This is a genomic window from Ferrovum sp. (genome assembly GCF_027317285.1).
Classification (GTDB): Bacteria; Pseudomonadota; Gammaproteobacteria; order Burkholderiales; family Ferrovaceae; genus Ferrovum.
Map to the genome: position 1 here is coordinate 1 of NZ_DAHVHV010000035.1, position 21,558 is coordinate 21,558.

At 59.9% G+C, this 21,558-nt stretch carries 24 protein-coding genes and 1 tRNA gene; 20 read left to right on the forward strand and 5 right to left on the reverse strand.

What is annotated here, in order from left to right:
- The first annotated feature begins 292 nt into the window (after positions 1-292).
- Positions 293-1,993 (forward strand): putative bifunctional diguanylate cyclase/phosphodiesterase, encoded by a 1,701-nt coding sequence (locus M6F29_RS08200; RefSeq protein WP_298158534.1) that lies wholly within the window; start codon positions 293-295, stop codon positions 1,991-1,993.
- Between the two features lie 15 nt (positions 1,994-2,008).
- Here the strand turns inward: M6F29_RS08200 and ffh are convergent, their stop codons facing one another.
- Positions 2,009-3,361, reverse strand: a complete 1,353-nt coding sequence (gene ffh, locus M6F29_RS08205) for a signal recognition particle protein (RefSeq protein ID WP_298158536.1) — start codon at positions 3,359-3,361, stop codon at positions 2,009-2,011.
- A 48-nt stretch (positions 3,362-3,409) separates the two neighbouring features.
- Between ffh and M6F29_RS08210 the strand changes: the two genes are divergently transcribed.
- The 5 genes from M6F29_RS08210 to zapD all read left to right on the forward strand — a co-directional run bounded on the left by M6F29_RS08210 (position 3,410) and on the right by zapD (position 7,659).
- A complete protein-coding gene (locus M6F29_RS08210; RefSeq protein ID WP_298158538.1) occupies positions 3,410-4,240 on the forward strand; it encodes a cytochrome C assembly family protein in 831 nt (276 codons plus the stop codon).
- On the forward strand, positions 4,233-5,528 hold the full coding sequence (locus M6F29_RS08215; RefSeq protein WP_298158540.1) for an HlyC/CorC family transporter: 1,296 nt from the start codon (positions 4,233-4,235) through the stop codon (positions 5,526-5,528). The genes M6F29_RS08210 and M6F29_RS08215 overlap by 8 nt, the downstream gene beginning before the upstream one ends.
- Positions 5,525-6,208 carry a prepilin peptidase gene (locus M6F29_RS08220; RefSeq protein WP_298158542.1) on the forward strand — a complete coding sequence of 228 codons (684 nt, stop codon included), beginning with the start codon at positions 5,525-5,527 and terminating at the stop codon, positions 6,206-6,208. Before M6F29_RS08215 ends, M6F29_RS08220 begins: the two co-directional genes overlap by 4 nt.
- Positions 6,205-6,834: a dephospho-CoA kinase gene (gene coaE, locus M6F29_RS08225; protein WP_297456830.1), complete on the forward strand. Its 630-nt coding sequence runs from the start codon at positions 6,205-6,207 to the stop codon at positions 6,832-6,834. The genes M6F29_RS08220 and coaE overlap by 4 nt, the downstream gene beginning before the upstream one ends.
- Positions 6,835-6,903: 69 nt before the next feature.
- Entirely contained in the window at positions 6,904-7,659 is a 756-nt protein-coding gene (gene zapD, locus M6F29_RS08230; protein WP_298158560.1) for a cell division protein ZapD, read from the forward strand.
- A gap of 12 nt (positions 7,660-7,671) precedes the next feature.
- Here zapD and rpoH read toward each other — a convergent pair whose 3' ends face one another.
- Genes rpoH through ftsY form a run of 4 tightly spaced genes read right to left on the reverse strand, consistent with a single transcriptional unit; the run spans position 7,672 to position 11,111 of the window.
- Positions 7,672-8,544 (reverse strand): RNA polymerase sigma factor RpoH, encoded by an 873-nt coding sequence (gene rpoH, locus M6F29_RS08235; RefSeq protein WP_297496590.1) that lies wholly within the window; start codon positions 8,542-8,544, stop codon positions 7,672-7,674.
- A 52-nt stretch (positions 8,545-8,596) separates the two neighbouring features.
- Positions 8,597-9,493 (reverse strand): cell division protein FtsX, encoded by an 897-nt coding sequence (locus tag M6F29_RS08240; protein ID WP_298158545.1) that lies wholly within the window; start codon positions 9,491-9,493, stop codon positions 8,597-8,599.
- Positions 9,490-10,158 (reverse strand): cell division ATP-binding protein FtsE, encoded by a 669-nt coding sequence (locus M6F29_RS08245; RefSeq protein WP_297477289.1) that lies wholly within the window; start codon positions 10,156-10,158, stop codon positions 9,490-9,492. Before M6F29_RS08245 ends, M6F29_RS08240 begins: the two co-directional genes overlap by 4 nt.
- Positions 10,155-11,111: a signal recognition particle-docking protein FtsY gene (gene ftsY / locus M6F29_RS08250; RefSeq protein WP_298158547.1), complete on the reverse strand. Its 957-nt coding sequence runs from the start codon at positions 11,109-11,111 to the stop codon at positions 10,155-10,157. Before ftsY ends, M6F29_RS08245 begins: the two co-directional genes overlap by 4 nt.
- A 48-nt stretch (positions 11,112-11,159) precedes the next feature.
- Here ftsY and rsmD point away from each other — a divergent pair, with 48 nt between their 5' ends.
- From rsmD to M6F29_RS08320, 14 genes are all read left to right on the forward strand, one after another.
- Positions 11,160-11,696 (forward strand): 16S rRNA (guanine(966)-N(2))-methyltransferase RsmD, encoded by a 537-nt coding sequence (rsmD, locus tag M6F29_RS08255; protein ID WP_298158549.1) that lies wholly within the window; start codon positions 11,160-11,162, stop codon positions 11,694-11,696.
- A 54-nt stretch (positions 11,697-11,750) separates the two neighbouring features.
- The gene (gene coaD / locus M6F29_RS08260; protein ID WP_297477295.1) at positions 11,751-12,251 is read left to right on the forward strand and encodes a pantetheine-phosphate adenylyltransferase; all 501 of its coding nucleotides are present in this window, start codon (positions 11,751-11,753) and stop codon (positions 12,249-12,251) included.
- 14 nt (positions 12,252-12,265) lie between these two features.
- Entirely contained in the window at positions 12,266-12,520 is a 255-nt protein-coding gene (locus M6F29_RS08265; protein WP_297477297.1) for a YfhL family 4Fe-4S dicluster ferredoxin, read from the forward strand.
- Positions 12,521-12,536: 16 nt separating this feature from the next.
- On the forward strand, positions 12,537-14,297 hold the full coding sequence (locus tag M6F29_RS08270) for a tetratricopeptide repeat protein (RefSeq protein ID WP_298158551.1): 1,761 nt from the start codon (positions 12,537-12,539) through the stop codon (positions 14,295-14,297).
- Between the two features lie 11 nt (positions 14,298-14,308).
- Positions 14,309-14,896 carry a lipoprotein insertase outer membrane protein LolB gene (lolB, locus tag M6F29_RS08275; RefSeq protein WP_297477302.1) on the forward strand — a complete coding sequence of 196 codons (588 nt, stop codon included), beginning with the start codon at positions 14,309-14,311 and terminating at the stop codon, positions 14,894-14,896.
- A complete protein-coding gene (gene ispE, locus M6F29_RS08280; protein ID WP_298158553.1) occupies positions 14,893-15,750 on the forward strand; it encodes a 4-(cytidine 5'-diphospho)-2-C-methyl-D-erythritol kinase in 858 nt (285 codons plus the stop codon). Before lolB ends, ispE begins: the two co-directional genes overlap by 4 nt.
- A gap of 6 nt (positions 15,751-15,756) precedes the next feature.
- Positions 15,757-15,831 (forward strand) — tRNA-Gln (locus M6F29_RS08285).
- Between the two features lie 35 nt (positions 15,832-15,866).
- Positions 15,867-16,817, forward strand: a complete 951-nt coding sequence (locus M6F29_RS08290) for a ribose-phosphate pyrophosphokinase (protein WP_297453492.1) — start codon at positions 15,867-15,869, stop codon at positions 16,815-16,817.
- A gap of 69 nt (positions 16,818-16,886) precedes the next feature.
- The gene (locus M6F29_RS08295; protein ID WP_297496600.1) at positions 16,887-17,558 is read left to right on the forward strand and encodes a 50S ribosomal protein L25/general stress protein Ctc; all 672 of its coding nucleotides are present in this window, start codon (positions 16,887-16,889) and stop codon (positions 17,556-17,558) included.
- A 44-nt stretch (positions 17,559-17,602) separates the two neighbouring features.
- Entirely contained in the window at positions 17,603-18,184 is a 582-nt protein-coding gene (gene pth / locus M6F29_RS08300; protein ID WP_298158556.1) for an aminoacyl-tRNA hydrolase, read from the forward strand.
- Positions 18,185-18,196: 12 nt separating this feature from the next.
- Positions 18,197-19,288: a redox-regulated ATPase YchF gene (ychF, locus tag M6F29_RS08305; RefSeq protein ID WP_298158557.1), complete on the forward strand. Its 1,092-nt coding sequence runs from the start codon at positions 18,197-18,199 to the stop codon at positions 19,286-19,288.
- A 117-nt stretch (positions 19,289-19,405) separates the two neighbouring features.
- The gene (locus M6F29_RS08310) at positions 19,406-20,239 is read left to right on the forward strand and encodes an alpha/beta hydrolase (protein ID WP_298158558.1); all 834 of its coding nucleotides are present in this window, start codon (positions 19,406-19,408) and stop codon (positions 20,237-20,239) included.
- Between the two features lie 6 nt (positions 20,240-20,245).
- Positions 20,246-20,503 carry an acyl carrier protein gene (locus M6F29_RS08315; RefSeq protein ID WP_297453478.1) on the forward strand — a complete coding sequence of 86 codons (258 nt, stop codon included), beginning with the start codon at positions 20,246-20,248 and terminating at the stop codon, positions 20,501-20,503.
- Positions 20,504-20,543: 40 nt separating this feature from the next.
- Positions 20,544-21,558 (forward strand): beta-ketoacyl-[acyl-carrier-protein] synthase family protein (locus tag M6F29_RS08320; protein WP_298158559.1); only part of this gene is annotated, 1,015 nt, incomplete at its 3' end.

The following is a 21,558-nucleotide window of genomic DNA, read 5'->3' on the forward strand; positions in this document are numbered from 1 at the left end:
CAAGTCCGGCAAGGTGCTGCTCAATGAACGCGAGAACAGCAACGAAGACTGAGAACCCATGAGTCCCCTCTTCGAGGGCACTCTGAAAACATCCGGCGATGTTCGGATGTTTTCGCCAGGGGGGGACGGTTTCGGACATTTCCAGCATTACAAAAATTCCACGTTTTATCATTTGACTCCAGGATTCTTCTCGAACCTATTGCAAAATTTTGTGGCATACCATATTGTTTGGTCGGATTCTGCCGATTATACAAATGTAAATATCACTCCGTGAGTCGATATGTGGGGGACCATGAGTTTAAACTTGCGACAGGTGGCTCAAGTTTTGGCTGGGGCTAACGACGCTCTGATCATTACGGACGGAGAAGGGCGAATTCAGGATACCAATGCGGCCCATGCCCGCTTGACCGGATACACCCAGGACGAAGTGATTGGAAAGAATCTGTTCAGGATCCACGGAGGACTGAGCAGACCGGATACCTACAAGTCGGTCTGGCGCGAGATCAAACGGAATCAGAACTGGAAAGGAGAAATTTCCAACCGCCGTAAAACGGGTGAGGTTTATTCAGAAAATTTCAGTCTTTGTGCCATCAGCGACTCCGAGGGGAAGGCTCAGAACTTTATCGCCGTGATGAGCGACCTGTCCGACGACCATGGCCTCGATTCCGTGGCCTGGAAGCGGGCGAACTATGATTATGTGACGGGGCTCCCCAATCGCCAGTTGTTTCTGGAACGTCTGGATCAGGAAATCAGGAAATACCGCAGGAACGGTTCGCCCATGGCCTTGTTGCTCCTGGATCTGGATCGCTTCAAGGAGGTCAATGACACGCTGGGCCACATGAAGGGAGACGTGCTCCTGGAGGAGGCGGCGCGTCGAATTTGTTGCACCGTGCGCGAAACCGATACGGTCTCCCGTCTGGGGGGGGACGAGTTTGCCGTCATCCTGCCGGAATGCGCGCTGCTGCACGTTCAGCAGACTGCCCACGATATTACCGAAGCGCTCGCCCAACCCTTCGATCTGGGCGACGGGGACCGTTGTTTCATTTCGGCCAGTGTGGGCATTGCGCTCTATCCGGACAATGCGGAAGATCGCAATACCCTGGTGAAGCATGCCGATCAGGCCATGTATTCCGCCAAGGCGGAGGGGCGGAACCGCTTCCACTTTTTCCTGCCGGCCATGCAGCAGGAAGCCCAGAACAAGATGACCCTGACCAATGACCTGCGTCTTGCGGCACGACGGGGAGAATTATCGGTTCACTACCAGCCCATTCTGGATCTGGAGGATGGACGACTGAAGAAGGTGGAAGCGCTCCTGCGCTGGTTCCATCCCGGGCGCGGTGAAGTGGGGCCGCAGGTCTTCATTCCCCTGGCCGAGGCGTCTGGATTGATCCACGAGATCGGAAACTGGCTCTCCTTCCAGGTGATTTCCCATATCGCCCAATGGCAGCAGCGATTTGGACAAATCATCCAGGTCAGCGTCAACCGTTCCCCGATTCAGTTTGACCAGGGGGATGCCCTCTGGCTGAAGCAGTTGGCGGGGCTGGGACTGCCCGGCAACTGCATCACCGTCGAAATTACGGAGGGCATGCTGCTGAAAAAATCCGAGCGTATCCAGCAAAGTTTTCTGGATTACCGCAATCATGGGATAGAAGTTTCCATCGATGATTTCGGCACCGGGTTTTCCGCCCTGTCCTACCTCAAGCAATTCGACATCGATTATCTCAAGATCGACCGTTCCTTCATCTCGGAAATCACAGTGGACGAAAGCGACAAGGCGCTCACCGAGGCGATCATCGTCATGGCCCATAAACTGGGCATCAAGACCATTGCGGAAGGGGTGGAAACCCGCGCGCAACACGACATGTTACGGTTGTTCGGCTGTGACTACGCCCAGGGGTTCTGGTATTCCCGCCCCGTGCCAGCGTCCGCTTTTGAGACCATTCTGGGGAGAACGCAAACGGAAGAGGGCAGTTTCTTCTTTCATCGGGCGTGACTTCCCTCTGCCGGATCATCGTCCGGGCATCAGATTGCGCATGCCCCGCATCATTTTGGTCATTCCTCCCTGGGAGAGCATTTTCATCATTTTCTGCATCTGTTCGAACTGGGCCAGGAGGCGGTTGACTTCCTGAACCTGCACGCCGGAGCCCAGGGCAATGCGTCGTTTGCGTGAGGCCTTGAGGAGTTCGGGGCGCCGCCGTTCGAGGGGGGTCATGGCGTTGATGATTCCTTCGATCCGGCGCAACGCACGGTCGTCCGGTGCGGCGGCACCGGGGGTGAGGCCCCGGCTCAACTGGGCTGGCAGTTTATCCATCATGGCCCCGATTCCCCCTGCTTTGCGCATCTGTTGCAACTGGGATTTGAAATCCTCCAGGTCGAAACTTTGTCCCTTCTTGAGCTTTTTGGCCAGTTTTTCCGCTTCCACCTGGTCGACGGAGCGTTGGGCTTCTTCGATCAGACTCAGGACGTCGCCCATCCCCAGTATGCGCGAGGCCATGCGTTCCGGATGAAAAGCCTCCAGGCCGGTCAGTTTTTCACCGACCCCGATGAACTTGATGGGGCGCTGCGTGACCTGGCGAACCGACAGGGCGGCGCCGCCGCGCGCATCGCCATCCAGTTTGGTGAGGATGATCCCGGTGAGCGGCAGGGCATCCCCGAAGGCGCGCGCCGTATTGACTGCGTCCTGCCCCTGCATGGCATCCACCACGAAGAGCGTTTCGATGGGGTGGACGGTTTGGTGAAGGCGCTGGATTTCCTGCATCATGGCGTCATCGATGGCCAGGCGTCCGGCGGTATCCACGATCAGGACGTCGTGGTAATGATGGCGCGCATGATCCAGGGCGGCGCGCGCAATCTCTTCGGGGGGCTGGTTTGCAGAGGAAGGGAAGAAATCCACTTCGAGCGATCGGGCCAGAACCTGGAGTTGTTCGATGGCCGCAGGCCGGTACACGTCGCAACTCACCAGAAGGACTTTCTTTTTTTGCTGTTCCTTGAGCCACTTGGCCAGTTTGCCCGTGGTGGTGGTTTTTCCTGCCCCCTGCAAGCCTGCCATGAGAATGACGGCCGGGGGCTGGGTGGCGAGGTTCAGGCCTTCGTTCTGTTCTCCCATGAGGCGGGTCAGCACCCGGTGGACGACTCCGATGAAGGCCTGTCCCGGCGTCAGACTGCTCAATACGGCCTGCCCCAGGGCTTCACTGCGCACCGTGTCGACAAATTCCTTGACCACGGGAAGTGCCACATCGGCTTCCAGCAGGGCAATACGGACCTCACGCAGGACATCCTGGATGTTGGATTCGCTCAAACGCGCCTGTCCGCGCAAGGTTTTCAGAGCGCCGGTCAGACGTTCGGTAAGTTGATCGAGCATGGAAGGAGAAGCCTCATCGAAGGTTGAGAGTGGTAAACTATCGACACTATGGTCAACACCTCCCTTTATTTTATCACTGCAGCGCTTTATCTTCTGCTGGGGCTGCGGGATCTCATTTCCCGGCAGCCGGTACCGGCCGGAACGACCGATGGTCAGTCATCATCCTGGCGCGCCCAGGGTCTGCTTTTTCTGACTCTGGTGGTGCATGCCGCCTTGCTGCACCGGGTCCTCTTCGCTTCTCACCAGATGGTGTTGTCGCTGGGGAATTCACTGTCCCTGGTGGGGGCAGCGACCGTTGCCATGTATTGGCTGGCCAGTTTTCGCTGTCGTCTGGGGGTCCTTCAGTCTGTCCTGATGTTGATCGTTGCCGGGCTGGTGCTGGCTCCGCTCGTTCTGCCTGCCGAAAAACCGGTGGAATACAGCCACCTGCTGACGTTCAAGATCCACCTGGTGATTTCCCTGATGGCCGATGGATTGTTCGGCGTGGCGGCCCTGCATGCCGTTCTCATGAGCGTCATGGAACAACGTCTGCACAACCATGACCGCCCTTTCACGCCTCTGGGCCCCCTGCCTTCACTGGTGGCCATGGATGCCCTGCTCTTCCAGATGATCTGGGTGGGTTTCCTCCTTCTGACGGCGACCCTGATCAGCGGGATCTTCTTCTCCGAAGCCCTCTTCGACAAACCGCTGGTGTGGAACCACAAGGTGATTTTCTCCCTGCTGTCCTGGGTCGTCTTTGCCGGGCTGTTGACGGCCCGCCAACTTTGGGGAATCCGGGGGCGGCGTGCGGCGCGCTGGACCCTTGCAGGGTTTGCCCTGCTGCTGGTGGGGTATCTGGGCAGCAAGTTTGTGGTGGAGATCCTGCTTCATCGTGGATGAACTCTCCTGGGGCTGGATGCTGGCAGGGCTGGTCTTGCTACTGGTCCTGTCGGGGTTTTTTTCCATGGCCGAAACCAGCATGATCGCGCTGGACCGCTATCGCCTCAAGCACTTGGCGGCGCACCGTTCGGGTGCGCGCCGGGCCCAGTTCCTGTTGCAGCAAACGGAACGTTTGCTGAGCATGCTGCTGCTGGGAAACAACCTGCTCAATGCAGCGGCGGCTTCCATCGTCACGGTTCTGGTGGTGCGCTGGGTCGGCGGCGGCGGGCTGACCCTGACGTTCAGCACGCTGCTGGTGACGCTGGTCATTCTGGTGTTTTCCGAGATCACGCCCAAGATCATCGGAGCCACCTGGCCCGAGCCCATTGCGCTGCGCATCAGTTTCATCCTGGTCGGGTTGTTGTGGGTATTTTCGCCGGTCATCTGGTTCATCAACCTGTTCGTGCGGGCACTGCTGTTCCTGATGGGCCTGCGCCGGCGTTCCCAAACCCGGGCGCAGGGGTTGGGGCTGGATGAGTTGCGCCTGCTGGTGCTGGAGGGCGGCGGGTTTTTGTCGAGCAACCATCAGGATCTGATTCTCAACCTGCTGGAACTGAACCAGATGACGGTGGAGGACGTGATGACGCCGCGCTCACGCATCGAGGGGGTCGACATCGACGCGGACATGACCGAAATCATGGCGCAGTTGGGGACAGCTCGCCATACCCTGCAATTACTGTATCGGGGAACACCGGATGCGGTGGTGGGGGTGGTCCATGTGCGCAAGATTTTCAATCTGTTCCAGCAAGGCGGGATCACCCGGGAAGGGCTGATGAGCGTGATGCGCCAGCCCTACTTCATTCCGGAGGGAACGGCGCTGTTGACACAACTCCAGAATTTCCAGAAAACACAGCATAAGGTTGGACTGGTGGTGGATGAGTACGGTGAATTGCTGGGGTGGGTCACCGTGGAAGACATTCTGGAAGAAATCGTCGGAGAATTCAGCGGGCGTTCCCATCATCGGGATTTGTTCACCCGCGAGAGCGCGCACACGGTGTTGGTGGATGGAGATTGTTCCCTGCGGGACCTCAACCGGAAAGTGGGGACGGCCTTTCCGGTCAACGGCCCCAAAACCCTGAATGGGCTGATCCTGGAAATTCTGGAGGACATTCCGGAACCGGGAACGGCGCTCAAGGTGGCGGGTTATCCTGTTGAAATCGTGCAGACCCAGGATCGTCGGGTGCGGGTGGCCCGGGTGCATGTGACGGAGGAGGATTCTGCTGCCCCGACCCAGGAGGCGGGGGAGTGACGCCGTTCCTGGAGGGACTGGTGGCGGCCTTGCTGGGGGTCGGGTTGGCGCATTGGGGGCAACGGGGCCTGGATCAATGGATCGATGGGCTCGATGAGGACCGGATTCCCTGGGTCAGTCAGCAAATGGTCTGGGTCCATGATTTCAGGGCCCATCATCGCTCCCTCTTTCCCGGCCTGGTGGCGTTGAGTGCGCTGACGACGCTGTGGCTGGGCCGGGCAGACCTGCAAGGCTGGGCTTTCGTCGGGTTACAATGGGGGCTGTTGTTGCTGGCCTTCGTCGACCTGGAAACCCAGTTGCTCCCCGATGGGCTGACCCAGCCCTTGTTGTGGGGAGGGCTGGTGTTCCACGCACTGGGTGGAGGCGTTTCCCTGGAACAGGGCGTCTGGGGCGCGGTGTTGGGGTACCTGATGCTGGCCGGGGTGTACTGGGGGTTCCGCGGGTTGACCAGGCGGGAAGGCATGGGGCAGGGGGATATCAAATTGCTGGCCGCCATTGGGGCCTGGATGGGTGTGGCACAATTGCCTTTGATCCTGATGGGAGCCGCATCCCTGGGCGTGGTGGGGGGGCTGTTCCTGGGATGGCGTCAGGGGATGAGGGTGGCTTTCCCTTTCGGGCCCTTCCTGATTCTGGCTACCGAGTGCGTTTTGTGGGTGAATTGGCAAGGGAGAGGAGCATGAGCAAGTTTATTGTGGGCGTTACCGGGGGTATTGGGGCTGGAAAGTCGACGGTGGCCAGTTTGTTTGCCCGATATGGGGCCGGGTTGGTGGATACGGATGCCATATCCCGGCAAATGACGGCCCCGGGGGGCGCCGCCATCCAGGCGATTCGGGAGAAATTCGGGGAAGCGTTCATCAGCGAGGATGGCAGTCTGGACCGGACGGCCATGCGCAATCATGTCTTCAATCATCCCCCCGCGCGCAAGCAACTGGAAACCATCATGCATGGCCGGATCCGGGAAGCAGTCCATGCGGCCCTGGACGCGGCCACCCAGCCCTACGTTCTGCTGGTGGTTCCCCTGCTGATCGAGGTGGGTTCCTATCGCCCCCTGCTCTCCCGGGTATTGGTGGTGGATTGTGAGGAAGAACTTCAGGTTCTGCGGGCATCCCAGCGTCCGGAAATGACGCCGGAAACGGTCCGGGCCATCATGGCCGCCCAGACCGATCGTAAAACTCGCCTGCGCGTGGCGGATGATGTGATCGATAACAACGGAGACTTGCAAAGTCTGGAGACGGTGGTGAAAAAACTGGATCATCAGTACCGCCTCATGGCCGAGGAACAGGCCCGCTCCTCAGGCCTCTCCTGAATTGGCGGGGGACTTGCATATCTCTCTGGTTTGCGTCAGAATTTCACCATTGCTCCGAAGGGCCCCCCGGTGATCCTATACGATTTCCCGTTGAGTGAGCAGGTTCGTGTATTTTTGCGCCTGACCACGTTGTTTCGACATGTTTTTCATTTCCTGCAGCGTGACGATCCCCTGGATCATCATGCCGCCCTTCTTTCCCTGTTTGAAATCATCGATGCGACGGCTCGTGCCGACGTCAAGTCCGACCTGCTGCAGGGGCTGGAGCGGCAACGGGGGATATTGTCGTCGCTGCGACGCAACCCGGACATCGATGCCGGCACCCTGGACAAGACGCTGAAGGAACTCGATGAGGCCATCGAGAGTTTGCATGCTTCCAAGGGAAAGTTTGCGGAATGCCTGCGCAATCATGAAGGATTGATGGCCATCAAACAGCGTGCCAACCTCCCCGGCGGGGTATGCGATTCTGACATGCCCACCTATCATTACTGGTTGTCCCTGCCGGTCGAGGTGCGTCGAAGCCATTTTTGCGCCTGGGTCGCTCCGCTGCTTTCCACGCAGACCGCCCTGGAACTGCACATCCGGCTGATGCTCGAGAGCGGCAAGTCCTTCCCCCTGGAGGCGCGCAACGGGCTCTATCAGCAGAACAAGGTGGGGGCCGACGCGCGCCTGTTGCGGGTGGGCATCGAGGAAAAGTTCCGGTGTGTGCCGGAAATCAGCGCCAACAAATACCAACTCAATGTCCGTTTCCTGGAAATGGACGAAACCACCCGCACCGGGGTCATGTCCGGCCTCGTTCCCTTCGAACTCATTTTCTGCAGTTTTTAACCGGGAACCGGGTCAGGCCGGATGAGGTGAGGGGAGCAGGGTGGTGCGAATCTTTTGTAACGCCCGAACCTCGATCTGACGTACCCGCTCGGCTGAAATTCCCCACTCGTCAGCCAGGTCATGGAGGGTGATGGGCGGGGCATCTTCGTCCCGTAACCAGCGGTCCTCGATGATCTTGCGACTGCGGGCGTCCAGCCGGTTCAGGGCTTCCTTCAGGTCTTCATGGCTGTTGCGCGCGTTTTCGCTGGCTTCCAGGGTTTCCCGCGGGCCTGCTCCTTCATCCGCCAGGTAGGCTACCGGGCTGACCCAGTGCTCGTCGTCCTCCGGTCCCGGATCCAGCGAAATATCCTGACCCGACAGGCGGGTTTCCATTTCGCTCACATCTTCCGGGCGAACCCCCAACTGTTCTGCGATCTTGCGGGTTTCGTTTGGAGAAAGGGAACTGAAACCGGGTTTGAGACTGCGCAGACCGAAGAATAATTTGCGCTGCGCCTTGGTGGTGGCGATTTTGACCAGACGCCAGTTACGCAGGATATATTCGTGAATTTCCGCCTTGATCCAGTGTACAGCGAAGGAAACCAGGCGCACGCCGCGCTCGGGATCAAAGCGCCGGACGGCTTTCATGAGCCCCACATTGCCTTCCTGGATCAAATCGGCCTGGGGTAAACCATAGCCGCTGTATTGGCGGGCAATGGACGCCACCAGGCGCAGATGGGAAAGAATCATGCGTTGTGCTGCACCCAGATCATGGTGGTCACGCAGGCGCCGCGCCAAACTGACTTCCTCCTCGGCGCTCAGCAGGGGAACCCGTGCAATCCGTTGCAGATAATCTTCCAGACTTCCCGAATGGGTGGGAGTCAGATAGTGGTCAGCGGTCAATTCCATGGACTCATATCCTCCTTGACAAGGGTATCTTAGCACTCTTTGCATGAGAGTGCTAATCGGCGCGTGAGTTCCTTTGTCCCACCAAGGAGGCAAAAATCCCGCCCAGCGTAGAGATGAGAACGAGTGCGCCGCCGTCGCGCAGGTCTGGAGGAGGGAGGTCGAGGGTGATTTGAAATAAGGCGCCGAGGGCATGAGTGAAGGGGATGATCAGCGTGAGTGCCCAGAAGATGCCCGCCCAGGCCAGAAGCCCGGCACCTGCCCCCAGCAGGGCACCATAATAGGCAAAGGGACGGCGTTGATAACAAAGGGAGGCGCCCAGCAGGTTGAGCAGGGAAAGCGCTTCCCGTTGGCGTAACGCCTGCTGGTGCGTCTGGTAGGCGATGAAGAGAAAGGAGAGAACGGCGAAGAGCAGGGCACAGAACCCCAGAATCGATTCGGCCAGTGTGCTGACGGTCTCCAGTCGTTCGGCCCAGAGCCGGTCGCTGCGGATCTGGGCGACTCCCTCCCGGTGAGAGAACGCCTGCTCCAGTTGATTGAAACGGGCGGGGCTGGGGTCGCGCAGGTGCAACACGAAGGCGCCCGGCAGGGGATTTCGGTCCAACGCCTTGAGCGCAGGGGCGAGATCGGGAGCGCGGCGCAGGGAATCCAGTGCCTGGGCGGGCGAGATGTATTCAAAGGCGCGGATCTGGGGATTGGCCGCCAGGGAATCCCAAAGGGCGTGGGTCTGGGTTTCATTGGCCTGGTCCGTCATGAACAGGGTCAGGGTGGGCTCGGGAAGCGTATCCCGGGCCCAGTGGCTGATTCTTTGCCAGAAAAATCCGGTACCCAGAGACAGGGCGACCAGTATGCCCAGAAAGAGCAGGGATATCGCATGGCGCAGGGGTTGACCAAGGATGAAAGACCTGGCCTGCCGGAAGGCATGGGCATGATGATGGAGCCAGATCCTCATGGGTCGATCCCGATGCGATGCGGTTCAGGTGTGTTCAGCGTGAGGGTCCGCGCCTTGGGCGACAGCAGGTTCCCCCCCGGCAGGCCGGCCGTCACCACGGTTACTCCGCCCTGATGGAAACTGCCCAGCAAATTCTCCAGCAATTGCCGTTGTTCCTGGGGCCAGCCATGGTAAAAATCATCCACCAGCAGTAATACCGGATACCCGCTGATGGCCCGGGCGACCATCAGACGTTGACGCGCATTCTGGGACAACTGCCGGGCCTGCAGGGCGGACTGACCGTCCAATCCCACACGCTGCAGTGCATTCTGCGCCCGGGTCAGGCGTTCCGCGCGGGGCAATCCCTGAATTTCCAGGGGGAGGGCGACATTGTCCAGCAGGGAATGCCCTTCCAGAAAACCGGGGTCGGGAAAAACCAGGCCCATGCGTTGGCGCAGGCGGCTGCGCGCCGAGGTCCCCAGTCGATAAAGATCCTGTCCATTGAAGGTCAGGGTGCCCGAGGTGGGTTTCTCCAGGCCGGCCATCATGCGCAGGAGGGTGGATTTGCCGCTCCCCGGCGGTCCGACCAGATGCAGCCACTCCCCCGCGCCCAGGGTCAGGGAGAAATTCTCGAACAGGTTGGGATGTTCGGGGTAACGTTTGAAAATTTCCTTGAGTTCGATCATTCGATCAGGGCATCCACATAGGCATCTGCGCGGAAGGGGTCCAGATCTTCCGGTCCTTCTCCCACCCCCAGAAAACAGACGGGAATGGGCCGTTCCCCGGCAATCGCCGCAATGACCCCCCCGCGTGCGGTGCCGTCCAGTTTGGTGATGATCAGGCCGGTCAACTGGAGCGCATCGTCAAAGGCCTTGACCTGAGCCAGGGCATTCTGCCCCGTGTTGGCGTCGAGGACCAGCAGGATCTCGTGCGGGGCGGTGGGATCCGCCTTGGTCACCACCCGTTTGACCTTGCGGATCTCTTCCATCAGGTGTAACTGGGTGGGCAGCCGTCCTGCCGTATCCGCCAGGACGACATCGATGCCACGCGCGCGCGCGGCCTGGATGGCGTCGAAGATGACGGCGGCCGAGTCGCCTTTTTCCTGGGTGATGACGGGAACGTCATGGCGGTCGCCCCAGGCCACCAGTTGGGCCACGGCGGCGGCGCGAAAGGTATCTCCGGCGGCCAGCAGCACTTTTTTATTCTGGTTCAGGAAATATTGGGCCAATTTGCCGATACTGGTGGTTTTTCCGGCCCCATTGACGCCCACGAACAGAATGACCTGGGGGCCCTCTGTCGGCGGCGCGGACAAGGGCCGTTCGAGGGGGCGCAGAAGCGCCATCAGTTCATGCTTGAGCAGGGGTTTCAAGGCTTCCCCCTCTTCGATGCGCTGCCGCCGCGCTTCCTGCTGCAGGGCGTGAATCAGCCGCCGACTGGTGGAAACCCCCACGTCGGCAAGGATCAGGGTCTCTTCCAGGGTTTCAAACCACAGGTCGTCCAGTTTTTGTCCAAACAAACCGGAAAGCCCCTGCTGCAATTTGTCCCGACTACCCCGCAATCCTGCCTTGAGACGACCCAGCCAGGAGGGTGATGCGGAAGAAGAAATGTCCTGGGGGGCTTTTTTGAACAGACCAAACATTGGACAATAGCCATCTGACGGAAAAAACAAAAGGGGATTTTACTCCAAATGAAAGGAGAAGTTCGGATTATCGGGGGGCAGTGGCGGGGCCGGCGGCTGGCGTTTCACGACCGCCCCGGACTGCGTCCCACCCCTGCCCGGGGCAGGGAAACCCTGTTCAATTGGCTGGGCCAATCCCTGACGGGATGGCATTGCCTGGATTTGTTTGCGGGCAGCGGTGCCCTGGGTTTCGAGGCGGCTTCCCGGGGCGCCGCACAGGTCGTCCTGGTCGAGCAGGATCGGTTGGCCTGCGTGGCCCTGCGGGCCAATGCCCAGCGCCTGGGGGCTGACGGCGTGACCGTCCGGCAGGTTCAGGCCCATGTCTGGCTGGAAACCGATCCGGCGACTTATGATCTGATCTTTCTGGACCCGCCTTTCGGGAGTGATGAAATGGGTCGGGTATGGTCTGCGTTGTCCGCCCATTTGCGTCCGGGCGGGTGGATTTACTGTGAATCTTCCCGAGGTATGTCAGAATCCGACCTCTGGCGCGAGGTTCGATGCACGAAAGTGGGGCAGGCTCGGTTACAATTGTTTCAACGGCGCTGAAGCGAACCGGTCCGGCCTGCGGTCGGGCGCGCGCGTACTTGTAGATGAGGATCCATGGGCCAGCAAACATTTATCCGTGCTGTTTATGCCGGAACCTTTGACCCGATGACCCTGGGACATGAGGATCTGGTGCGGCGCGCTTGCGGGTTGTTCGATGAGGTGGTGGTGGCGGTGGCCGACAGTCGCCCCAAACGACCCCTGTTCACCCTGGAAGAAAGGGTGGAAATGGCGCAGGCGTCTCTGGCCCGTTTCGAACGGGTCGTGGTGGTGGGGTTTTCTGGTTTGCTGGCAGATTTCGTGCGCTCGAGGCAGGCCCGGGTATTGATCCGGGGGCTGCGCGCCGTTTCCGACTTCGATTTTGAATTTCAGATGGCCGGAATGAACCGACGCCTGCAACCCGAGGTCGAAACTTTGTTTCTGACCCCTGCCGAACAATATCTGTTCATCTCGTCAACGATGATTCGTGAAATTGCCGGGTTGGGTGGGGAAGTGTCGGAATTTGTCAATCCACTGGTGCATCAGAGATTATTGGATAAACTGAAAGCAGTTGGGTAACGAGGATCAAGTATATGGCGCTGATGATTACCGATGAATGTATCAATTGTGATGTCTGTGAACCCGAATGCCCGAACGAGGCAATTTCCCAGGGGGCCGAGATTTATGAAATCGATCCCGGCAAGTGCACCGAGTGTGTCGGGCACTACGATACCCCCCAGTGTCGTGAGGTGTGTCCGGTGGATTGCATTCCCATGAACCCGGATTACCGGGAAAGCAGGGCAGAACTGGAACGAAAATATCAGCGCTTGATGAGTGCCAAATCCTGAAGGGGAACACCCGATTATGAAAACCAAGGCACCCAAGGGTGTGAAACGATGGAAGTTGGGGTTTGCGCTGGTCCTGTGGGGCGGGTTGTCCGCTCTGGCCCACGGGGAAACGTCGGGGCCGGGAGGGTCGCTTCTGGTCGTTCCGACCCCGCCGGCTCCTGAAGCGGTTCGTACGCCGCCCCTGCCGGTTCAGGAGTTGACGGCGCGCTGGGTCTACCAACTGCTGCTGGCGGAAATCGCCGCCCAGCGCGGGCACCTCGGTCTGGCGACCAAGACTTACCTGGATCTGGCCCGCACCACCAAAGATCCGCGCGTGGCCCGTCGGGCTACCGAGGTGGCGTTGTACGCCCATGATCTTCCCGCCGCGCAAACCGCCCTGGCGTTATGGTTGAAAGAAAACCCCAAGTCGCCGTCGGCCCGTGAAACCCTGGGCGGGCTGATCCTGTCCCAGCCCAATCTGATCGATGCCTTGCCCATTCTGGCCCCCTTGATCGCGGCGGACCGCAACAGTGCCGGGGACGATTTTCTGGGGCTGGACGTCGTCCTGGTCCAGCATCCGGACCATGCCCATGCCCTGGCGCTGGCGCAGCATTTGACGGAACCCTATCCGGAAGTCCCCGAAGGGCATTACCTGGTGAGCACATTGGCGGCCCAGGATGGAAAATTCGATCTGGCGCTGACGGAAATCCGGGCGGCTTTACGGCTTCGTCCGGACTGGGAGATGGGCGTGGCGCTGGAGGCTCAGCTCCTGCAGAAGAGTGATCCTGACCAGGCTCAGACCCTGTACCATTCCTTTCTCGACAAGCATCCCGAGGCGCGCGAAGTACGCCTGCAATACGCGCGTTTCCTGGTGGAACAAAAGGATTACGCCGGGGGGCAACGGGAATTCCAGACTTTGCTGCAGGCAGATCCGGGCCAACCGGACCTGTTGCTGGCGGTGGGGTTGCTGGACATGCAGTTGAAGAATTATGCGGCCGCCGAGGAAAAATTCAAGAAGGTCATGGCGGGAGAGTACCGCGATCCTGACCGGGTCCGGTTTTATCTGGGGCAGGCCGAGGAAGAACAGCACCATTGGGAACAGGCCATTCAGTGGTACGAGGCCATTTCCGGCGGGGAACAGCATCCTCTGGCCCAGATCCGGGTGGCCTTGATCCTGGCACAGCAGGGGCAGACCCAGAAAGCCCTGGACATGCTGAGCCGGATGCCCGCCCCTTCTTCTGAACGGCTGGAGCAGAGAACCCTGGCTCAGGAACAGATTCAGCGCGATGCCGGCGATGACCAGGGCGCTTTCGATACCCTCAGCCAGGCGCTGGCCACCTTGCCGGATTCGCCCGACCTGTTGTACGAGCGGGCCATCGTGGCAGACAAACTGAACCGGTTCGACGTGCTGGAGAAAGATCTGCGCCGCGTCATTGCCCTGCGTCCGGATTATGCCCATGCCTACAATGCGCTGGGGTACAGCATGGCCGAGCGCAACATACGCCTCGACGAGGCAGCCGACCTGATCCGCAAGGCGTTGTCCCTTTCTCCCGACGATCCCTTCATCATCGACAGTCTGGGCTGGGTCCAATACCGTGAAGGACATTTCCACGAATCCGTGGACACGCTGAAACGCGCCTTTGCAGCAGACCCCGATCCGGAAATCGCTTCCCATCTGGGTGAGGCGCTCTGGGCCACGGGAGACCAGACCGAAGCCCGCCAGATCTGGGAAAGCACGCTCAAGGATCATCCGGATAATGCGGCATTGCTGGCGACCGTCCATCGCTTTCTGCATTGACGGGGCCGGTCATGAGGGGGGGGCGCGCAATCCTGTGGTGCGTGGCATCGGGTTTGAGCGGTTGTGCCCTGTGGAGTTCCGGCCCCCAGGGGGACCTGACCCTGGGACGAGGCACGGTCCAGGGTTGGCGACTGGAGGGGCGCATCGCCGTGCGGCAACCGACGGGGAGCGAGAGCGGCCAGCTGGAATGGCAACTGCACGGAGAGGCGGAACAGCACCTGGAATTGCGTTCGCCGCTGGGCACCACCGTGGCCTTGGTCGACAGTTCCCCCCTGCAGACCCACCTGACCCTGTCGGATCACCGTGACTATCGGGCCAGCGATCCCACGACGCTGACCCAAACCGTTCTGGGCTATGACCTGCCCCTGCAAGGGTTGCCCTGGTGGTTGCGCGGCCGGCCGGATCCCGGCCTGCCTGCCCAGATCGAACAGGATGCCGAGCATCATCCCTTGCGCCTGTCCCAGCAGGGTTGGGTCGTGACCTACGCCGACTGGCGGATGGTGGGCCGTGAGTGGTTGCCGGGGACGATCCGCCTGGTCCGGGAGGATCTGCAGATCCGGATCAAGGTCGATCACTGGGTGCTGGAACAGAAGGAATGAACCGGGGCCGAAAAACCGAAGGGGCCTGGTGGCAGGCGCCTGCACCCGCCAAACTCAATCTTTTTCTGAAAGTGACCGGGCGGCGCAGGGATGGATACCACACCTTGCAGACGCTCTTCACTTTTGTGGATTTTGGGGATACGCTCGATTGCGAAGTGCTGGATTCGGGGCGGATCGAGCGGGCGGAAACGATTCCCGGGGTCCCCGAAGACCAGGATCTGACCCTGAGGGCGGCGCGTCTGCTGCAGGCGCGCGCAGGCGTGAGATTGGGCGCGCGTCTGCGTCTGCACAAGCGTATCCCGATCGGCGGCGGGTTGGGGGGGGGCAGTTCGGATGCGGCGACGACCTTGCTGGTCCTGAACCAACTCTGGGGAATTGATTGGGCGCGTTCGCGCCTGGCGCACCTGGGCCTTGAATTGGGCGCTGATGTGCCGGTCTTTATCGGTGGGGAAAGCGCGCTCGCGGAGGGGGTGGGAGAAGCCCTGATGCCGGTGTCGGTGCCGGAACGCTGGTATGTCATTGGCACGCCGGGTGTTTCAGTGTCGACCCGGGCAGTGTTCTCTGCGCCGGATTTGACAAGAAACTCATTACCCGTCAAAATACGGGACTTTTCTGGAAGGGAGATCGGGAACGATCTGGAGCCCGTGGTCCGGCGCATGCACCCCGAAGTGGCGCGTTTGCTGGATTGGATGGGTGGATTTGGAACCGCCCGGATGAGTGGGTCGGGCAGTTGCTGTTTTCTGGATTTTTTGACCTGCTCCGAGGCAAACCAGGTGTTGAAGCGGTTTCCTCCGGGGTATCAGGGTTTTGTGGCACACGGACGACAGTGTCATCCGTTGTGCGCGACAGGGTAGTGCTGCAGGGGAGTCGCCAAGTGGTAAGGCACCGGATTTTGATTCCGGCATTCGTAGGTTCGATCCCTACCTCCCCTGCCATCGATTCAGTTTAGCCGTCGTTTGTCAGGAGTTTCATGTCTTCTACCGATTTGATGGTGTTTACCGGCACCGCCAATCCCAAACTCGCAAGCGAAGTCGCGGCTTACCTCAACATTTCCGTGGGGCGTGCCACCGTGGGGCGCTTCAGCGATGGTGAGGTCATGGTGGAGATCCTCGAGAATGTCCGGGGTCGGGATTGTTTCATCCTTCAGTCGACTTCCGCGCCCACCAACGATCATCTGATGGAAATCATGGTGATGTGTGATGCCCTGAAGCGTGCTTCTGCAGCCAGGATCACGGCAGCCATTCCCTATTTTGGCTATGCCCGCCAGGATCGGCGACCCCGTTCGGCCAGGGTGGCCATCTCTGCCAAAGTGGTGGCGAACATGCTGCAGGGCGCCGGCGTGGATCGGGTATTGACCATGGATCTGCACTCGGACCAGATTCAGGGTTTTTTTGATATCCCGGTGGATAACGTGTATTCCACCCCGCTTCTGCTGGGGGATATCTGGCGTGCCGGTTATCAGGGCCTGACAGTGGTTTCTCCCGATGTGGGGGGGGTGGTGCGGGCTCGGGCGCTGGCCAAGCGTCTGGAAGCGGATCTCGTCATCATCGACAAACGTCGTCCCAAACCCAACGTGGCCCAGGTCATGAATGTGATTGGTGATGTGGCCGGGCGGACCTGCATCATTCTGGATGACATGGTGGATACGGCCAATACCCTGTGCGCCGGAGCCCAGGCGCTCAAGGCTCATGGGGCTGAGCGTGTCCTGGCGTATATCACCCACCCCGTCCTGTCGGGCGGTGCCGCCCAGCGGATCGACGAATCGGCGCTGGACGAAGTGGTGGTGACGGATACCATCCCTCTGACGGGGGCTTCTCTTACCTGCAGAAAAATTCGCCAGATCGGCATCGCAGAACTCATGGCGGAAACCATGCGCCGGATCAGCGATGAGGATTCGGTCAGTTCCCTGTTCATGGAATGACTTTTTTGTACGTCCCTCCGGCTGGTCGCGGTCGGGGGTTTTAAACACTCAATCACTAAAGGACGAATCATGGAAATCACGATTACACATCGCACTGCGCAGGGCACCGGAGCGAGCCGCCGCCTGCGCCGGGCCGGCCGGGTTCCCGGCATCCTGTACGGGAACGGTCAGGAGGCACTGGCCATCGAGTTCGATCATAACGAACTTTTTCACAAGTTGCGCCAGGAGGCCTTCCATTCTTCCGTGATTTCCCTCGATCTGGATGGGAAGCCCCATCCGGCATTGTTGCGCGATGTGCAACGACACCCCTTCAAACAGTTGATCCTGCATGTGGATTTTCAACGGGTGGATGTGAATCGCAAGTTGCACACCAAGGTTCCGCTCCACTTCGTCAATGGCGACAACTGTCCGGGAGTCAAGCAGTCCGGGGCCATCGTCAGCCATATCCTGACGGAAATCGAAGTGCTTTGCCTGCCGGGAGATTTGCCCGAGTACATCGAAGTGGATCTGCATGATCTGACGGTGGCTCATCCTTTCCATGTGGCCGATCTGAAAGCACCGGCCGGGATCGAATTCGCCGCCCTCCACAAGGGCGAAAACCCTGCCGTGGTGGCAGCAGTTCTGCCCCGTGCAGCGCGTGCCGAGGAAGATTCGACCGCTTCGGCGGTGTCGGTGGCCGATGTGCCGGCCACCAGTCAGAAAGCGCCTGCGGCGGACGCCCCCAAGGGGGGGAAGAAGTAAGCGCAGCCCTTGCCATCGTGTCCTGCAGAAAGGGGTGAGGGAAGGTGCCCATCCGTCTGATTGCCGGATTGGGGAATCCGGGGGCAGCCTATCAGGATACCCGCCATAATGCCGGGTTTTGGGGCATCGAGGCCCTGGCCCGGCAATGGCATCTGGACTGGCACCGTGAGTCCCGTTTCCACGGGCGGGTTGCCAGGGCGGATCATCCTTTTTCCAGCTGGTTGCTTTGCCCCGAGACCTTCATGAATTTGAGTGGACGGTCGGTGGCCGCCCTGGCCAATTTCTATCGGATCGACGTGGCGGAAATCCTGGTGCTGCACGATGAACTGGACTTGCCGCCTGGCGTGGCCCGCCTGAAACAGGGCGGCGGTTCCGGGGGGCACAATGGCCTGAAGGATCTCATCGCCCAGTTGGGGAGCCCTGACTTCTGGCGCCTGCGCATTGGGATCGGTCATCCCGGACCGCACCAGCCCGTGGCGAACTATGTTCTGCACCGTCCCTCGAAAGAGGATCAGGCTGCCATCGATCTGGCGCTGGAACGGGGCCTGTCCGTTTTCCCCCTGGTGATGACGGGGCAGTTTCGCCCTGCCATGAACGAATTGCATAAACCGCTGTCCCCTCCTTGAGGAGTATGGAATATGAGTTTGAAATGCGGGATCGTCGGGTTGCCCAACGTGGGGAAGTCGACCTTGTTCAATGCCCTGACCCAGTCGGGGATCGCCGCCGAGAATTATCCCTTTTGTACCATCGAGCCCAACGTGGGTGTGGTGGAGGTTCCGGATCCCCGTCTGGCGGCCTTGGCGGAGATCGTTCGTCCCGAGCGGGTGGTGCCTGCCGTCACCGAATTCGTGGACATTGCAGGACTGGTGGCCGGAGCCTCGAAGGGGGAAGGTTTGGGAAACCAGTTTCTGGCCAATATCCGGGAAACCGATGCCATCGCCCATGTGGTGCGTTGCTTCGAGGATTCCAACGTGATTCATGTGGCAGGTCGGGTGTCGCCTCTGGAGGATATCGATACCATCGATACCGAGTTGGCCCTGGCCGACCTCTCCACCGTGGAGAAGGCTCTGGTTCGGACCCAGAAAATGGCCCGCGCCGGAGACAAGGAGGCCATCCGGTTGCAGGGGTTGCTGACTCAGGTCGAGGCGCGCCTGAATGAGGGGCATGCGGTCCGCGCCCAGGGGCTGGACGAGGATCAGTTGCAAGCCCTGAAACCCCTTTGTCTGATGACGGCCAAGCCTCTGTTGTACGTGGCCAATGTGCGGGAGGACGGGTTTGCCCGCAATCCGCTGCTGGACCAGGTCGAGGCGCGTGCCCAGCGCGAGGGCGCGTGGGTCGTGCCAGTGTGCGCGGCGCTCGAAGCCCAGATGGTGGATCTGGAGCCGGAGGACAAGGCCCTGTTTCTGGCCGACATGGGGATGGAAGAACCGGGACTGGATCGGCTGATTCGGGCGGCCTACCGTTGTCTCGGACTGGAAACCTACTTTACGGCGGGCGTCAAGGAAGTGCGGGCCTGGACCATCCCGAAGGGAACCACTGCGCCTCGAGCTGCCGCAGTCATTCACAACGATTTTGAACGGGGCTTCATCCGCGCCGAAGTGATTGCCTATCCGGACTTCATTGCCTGTCGGGGTGAAACCGGGGCCCGGGAGGCAGGAAAAATGCGCCTCGAGGGAAAAGATTACCGGGTACAGGACGGGGATGTCATGCACTTCAGGTTCAACGTGTAGTTCCCCTCCGTACGGTATGAAACAGTTGGGACCGGGTTTTTGGGGTAGGATGAAAGTCGTATCTGGTGGGCGATATTCCCATCAATGTTCGGGAGGTGGATCATCGAGACGATACACATGGAAGGCAAGGGGAAGGGGGCCGTGTTGCTGTTGCACGGCTTGTACGGAACGCCCCAGCAACTCCAGTATATTGGCCGCAAATTATGCGTGGTGGGCGGCTATACCGTTCATATTCCCAATATTCAAGGCTATTCGGTATTCGATGAACCCGTTCCCAGCGACACGACGCCCTGGGCCTACTGGAGCGAGCAGGTAGAGGCCAATTTCGATCTGTTGCGCCGGGAACATGACCGGGTCAGCGTGGCGGGTTTGTGTATCGGCGCCAATCTGGCCCTGAATCTGGCGACACGGCGCAGCAGCGATCTGCATGCGCTGTGCCTGTACTCGGCCCCCCTGCGTTATGACGGCTGGAATGTGACGCGCATGCGCTGGCTCAAATATCTGGGGTACTACACGCCGTTCCGCTATTTTCTGTCGCTGGCAGAGCGCCCCCCCTATGGTTTGAAGGATGAACGGATCCGTCAATGGGTGGCCACCCAGATGGAAAAACGGGGGACTTCTGCCATCGGTTCCTCACGTTCCCCCCTCAAGGGGGTCTTCGAAACCGAGAAGTTGATGAAGTCGGTACGTCAAAACTTGCACAAAATCCACGCGCCTACCCTTATAATACACGCTATCGAGGATGATCTGGCCAGTCCGAGGAATGCAACTCAGATCGAACGGGGAATTTCTTCCCTTCAGGTACGCAAGGTCCTTCTCGATAATTGTTATCACATCATCACCATGGATTTTGAAAAGGAGCGGGTAGCCCAGGAATCGCTGGCTTTCATAGCGCAACAATCAGATCGACATGATCTGAAACAGCGTCCCAAGTTGCGGTTGGCGGGCTAACAAAACATGAGTTCATTACCCATCATACAAAAAATGCTTGTGGAGGAGTTTGGACTGACCCGGGAACAGGTTCAGCCAGATTCCAAATTGGAAGAATTAGGCGTGGATTCCCTGGCAACGGTGGAATTCATGTTCATGCTGGAAGATAAATTCAAATTGCAAATGACGGGAGAACCGGTACCCCTGAAGACCGTGGGGGATATCGCCCGTGAAGTGGATACCATGGTTGTTCAGCAGGGCATCACTCTGGACGAAGCAGACTGATCCCCCTCTTTTCCAATCGGTTCTTGATGGATTCGCGTTCATGAATACAGACTCTGCAGGCGCACAACGCGTCGTCGTGACGGGCATGGGCGCCCTCAGCCCCCTCGGGGAAGGGGTTGAGGCACTGGTTCTGGGCCTGGAGGCAGGGCGTTCCGGTGTCCGTTATCTGGAGGTTCCCTGGGCCAGTTCTTTGAACTCCGCCTTGGCGGCACCCGTTCTGACCCCCGTGGAATCCCGTTTTACCAAGTTGCGTCGCTTGACCCTCGACCGGGTGGCCCAGCTGGCCCTGTTGGCGGCGGGGGAAGCATTGACCCAGGCGGGCCTGGAACTTTCCGGGGAGGAAGGACTGCACTGCGGGCTGTTCTGGGGAACCGGCATCGGAGGAGCCACCACCCTCGAGCAAGCCTATCATGAATCTTTTCTGGATGCCCAGGCCCGTCCGCGCCCCACCACCATCGTGGCTTTCATGGCGAATGGATCTGCGGGGCAGTTGAGCATCGAATTCAAGATTCGGGGCCCCAGTTTTACCTACAGTTCCGCCTGCTCCTCCTCTGCGGTGGCGTTGGGCGAAGCCTTCCTCGCGGTGCGGCACGGACGCGTCCGTTATGCTCTGGCCGGGGGAAGCGAGGCTTTGCTGACCCAGGGCGTGATGAAAGCCTGGGAATCGCTCCAGACCCTGGCCAAACCCGATCCCGTGCACCCTGAAACCTCCTGTCGTCCTTTTTCCGGGGATCGTTCCGGGTTCATCCTGGGCGAAGGGGCGGGGGCGCTGGTACTGGAGACCGAAAGTTCGGCGCAGGCGCGGGGGGCCACCATCCTGGCCGAAATCGTGGGGTACGGAAATACCACCGATGCGGGGCACATTACCCAGCCCGATGCCGGGGGACAGGCCCGCGCCATTCAGGAAGCCCTGCGCATGGCACATCTGGCGCCGGATCAGGTGGATGCCATCAATGCCCATGGGACCGGGACGGTGGTGGGGGATGGGGTGGAAACCCGGGCGCTCAGGATCGTTTTTGGAGATCGGGCGGCACGCATTCCCATCAGTGCCACCA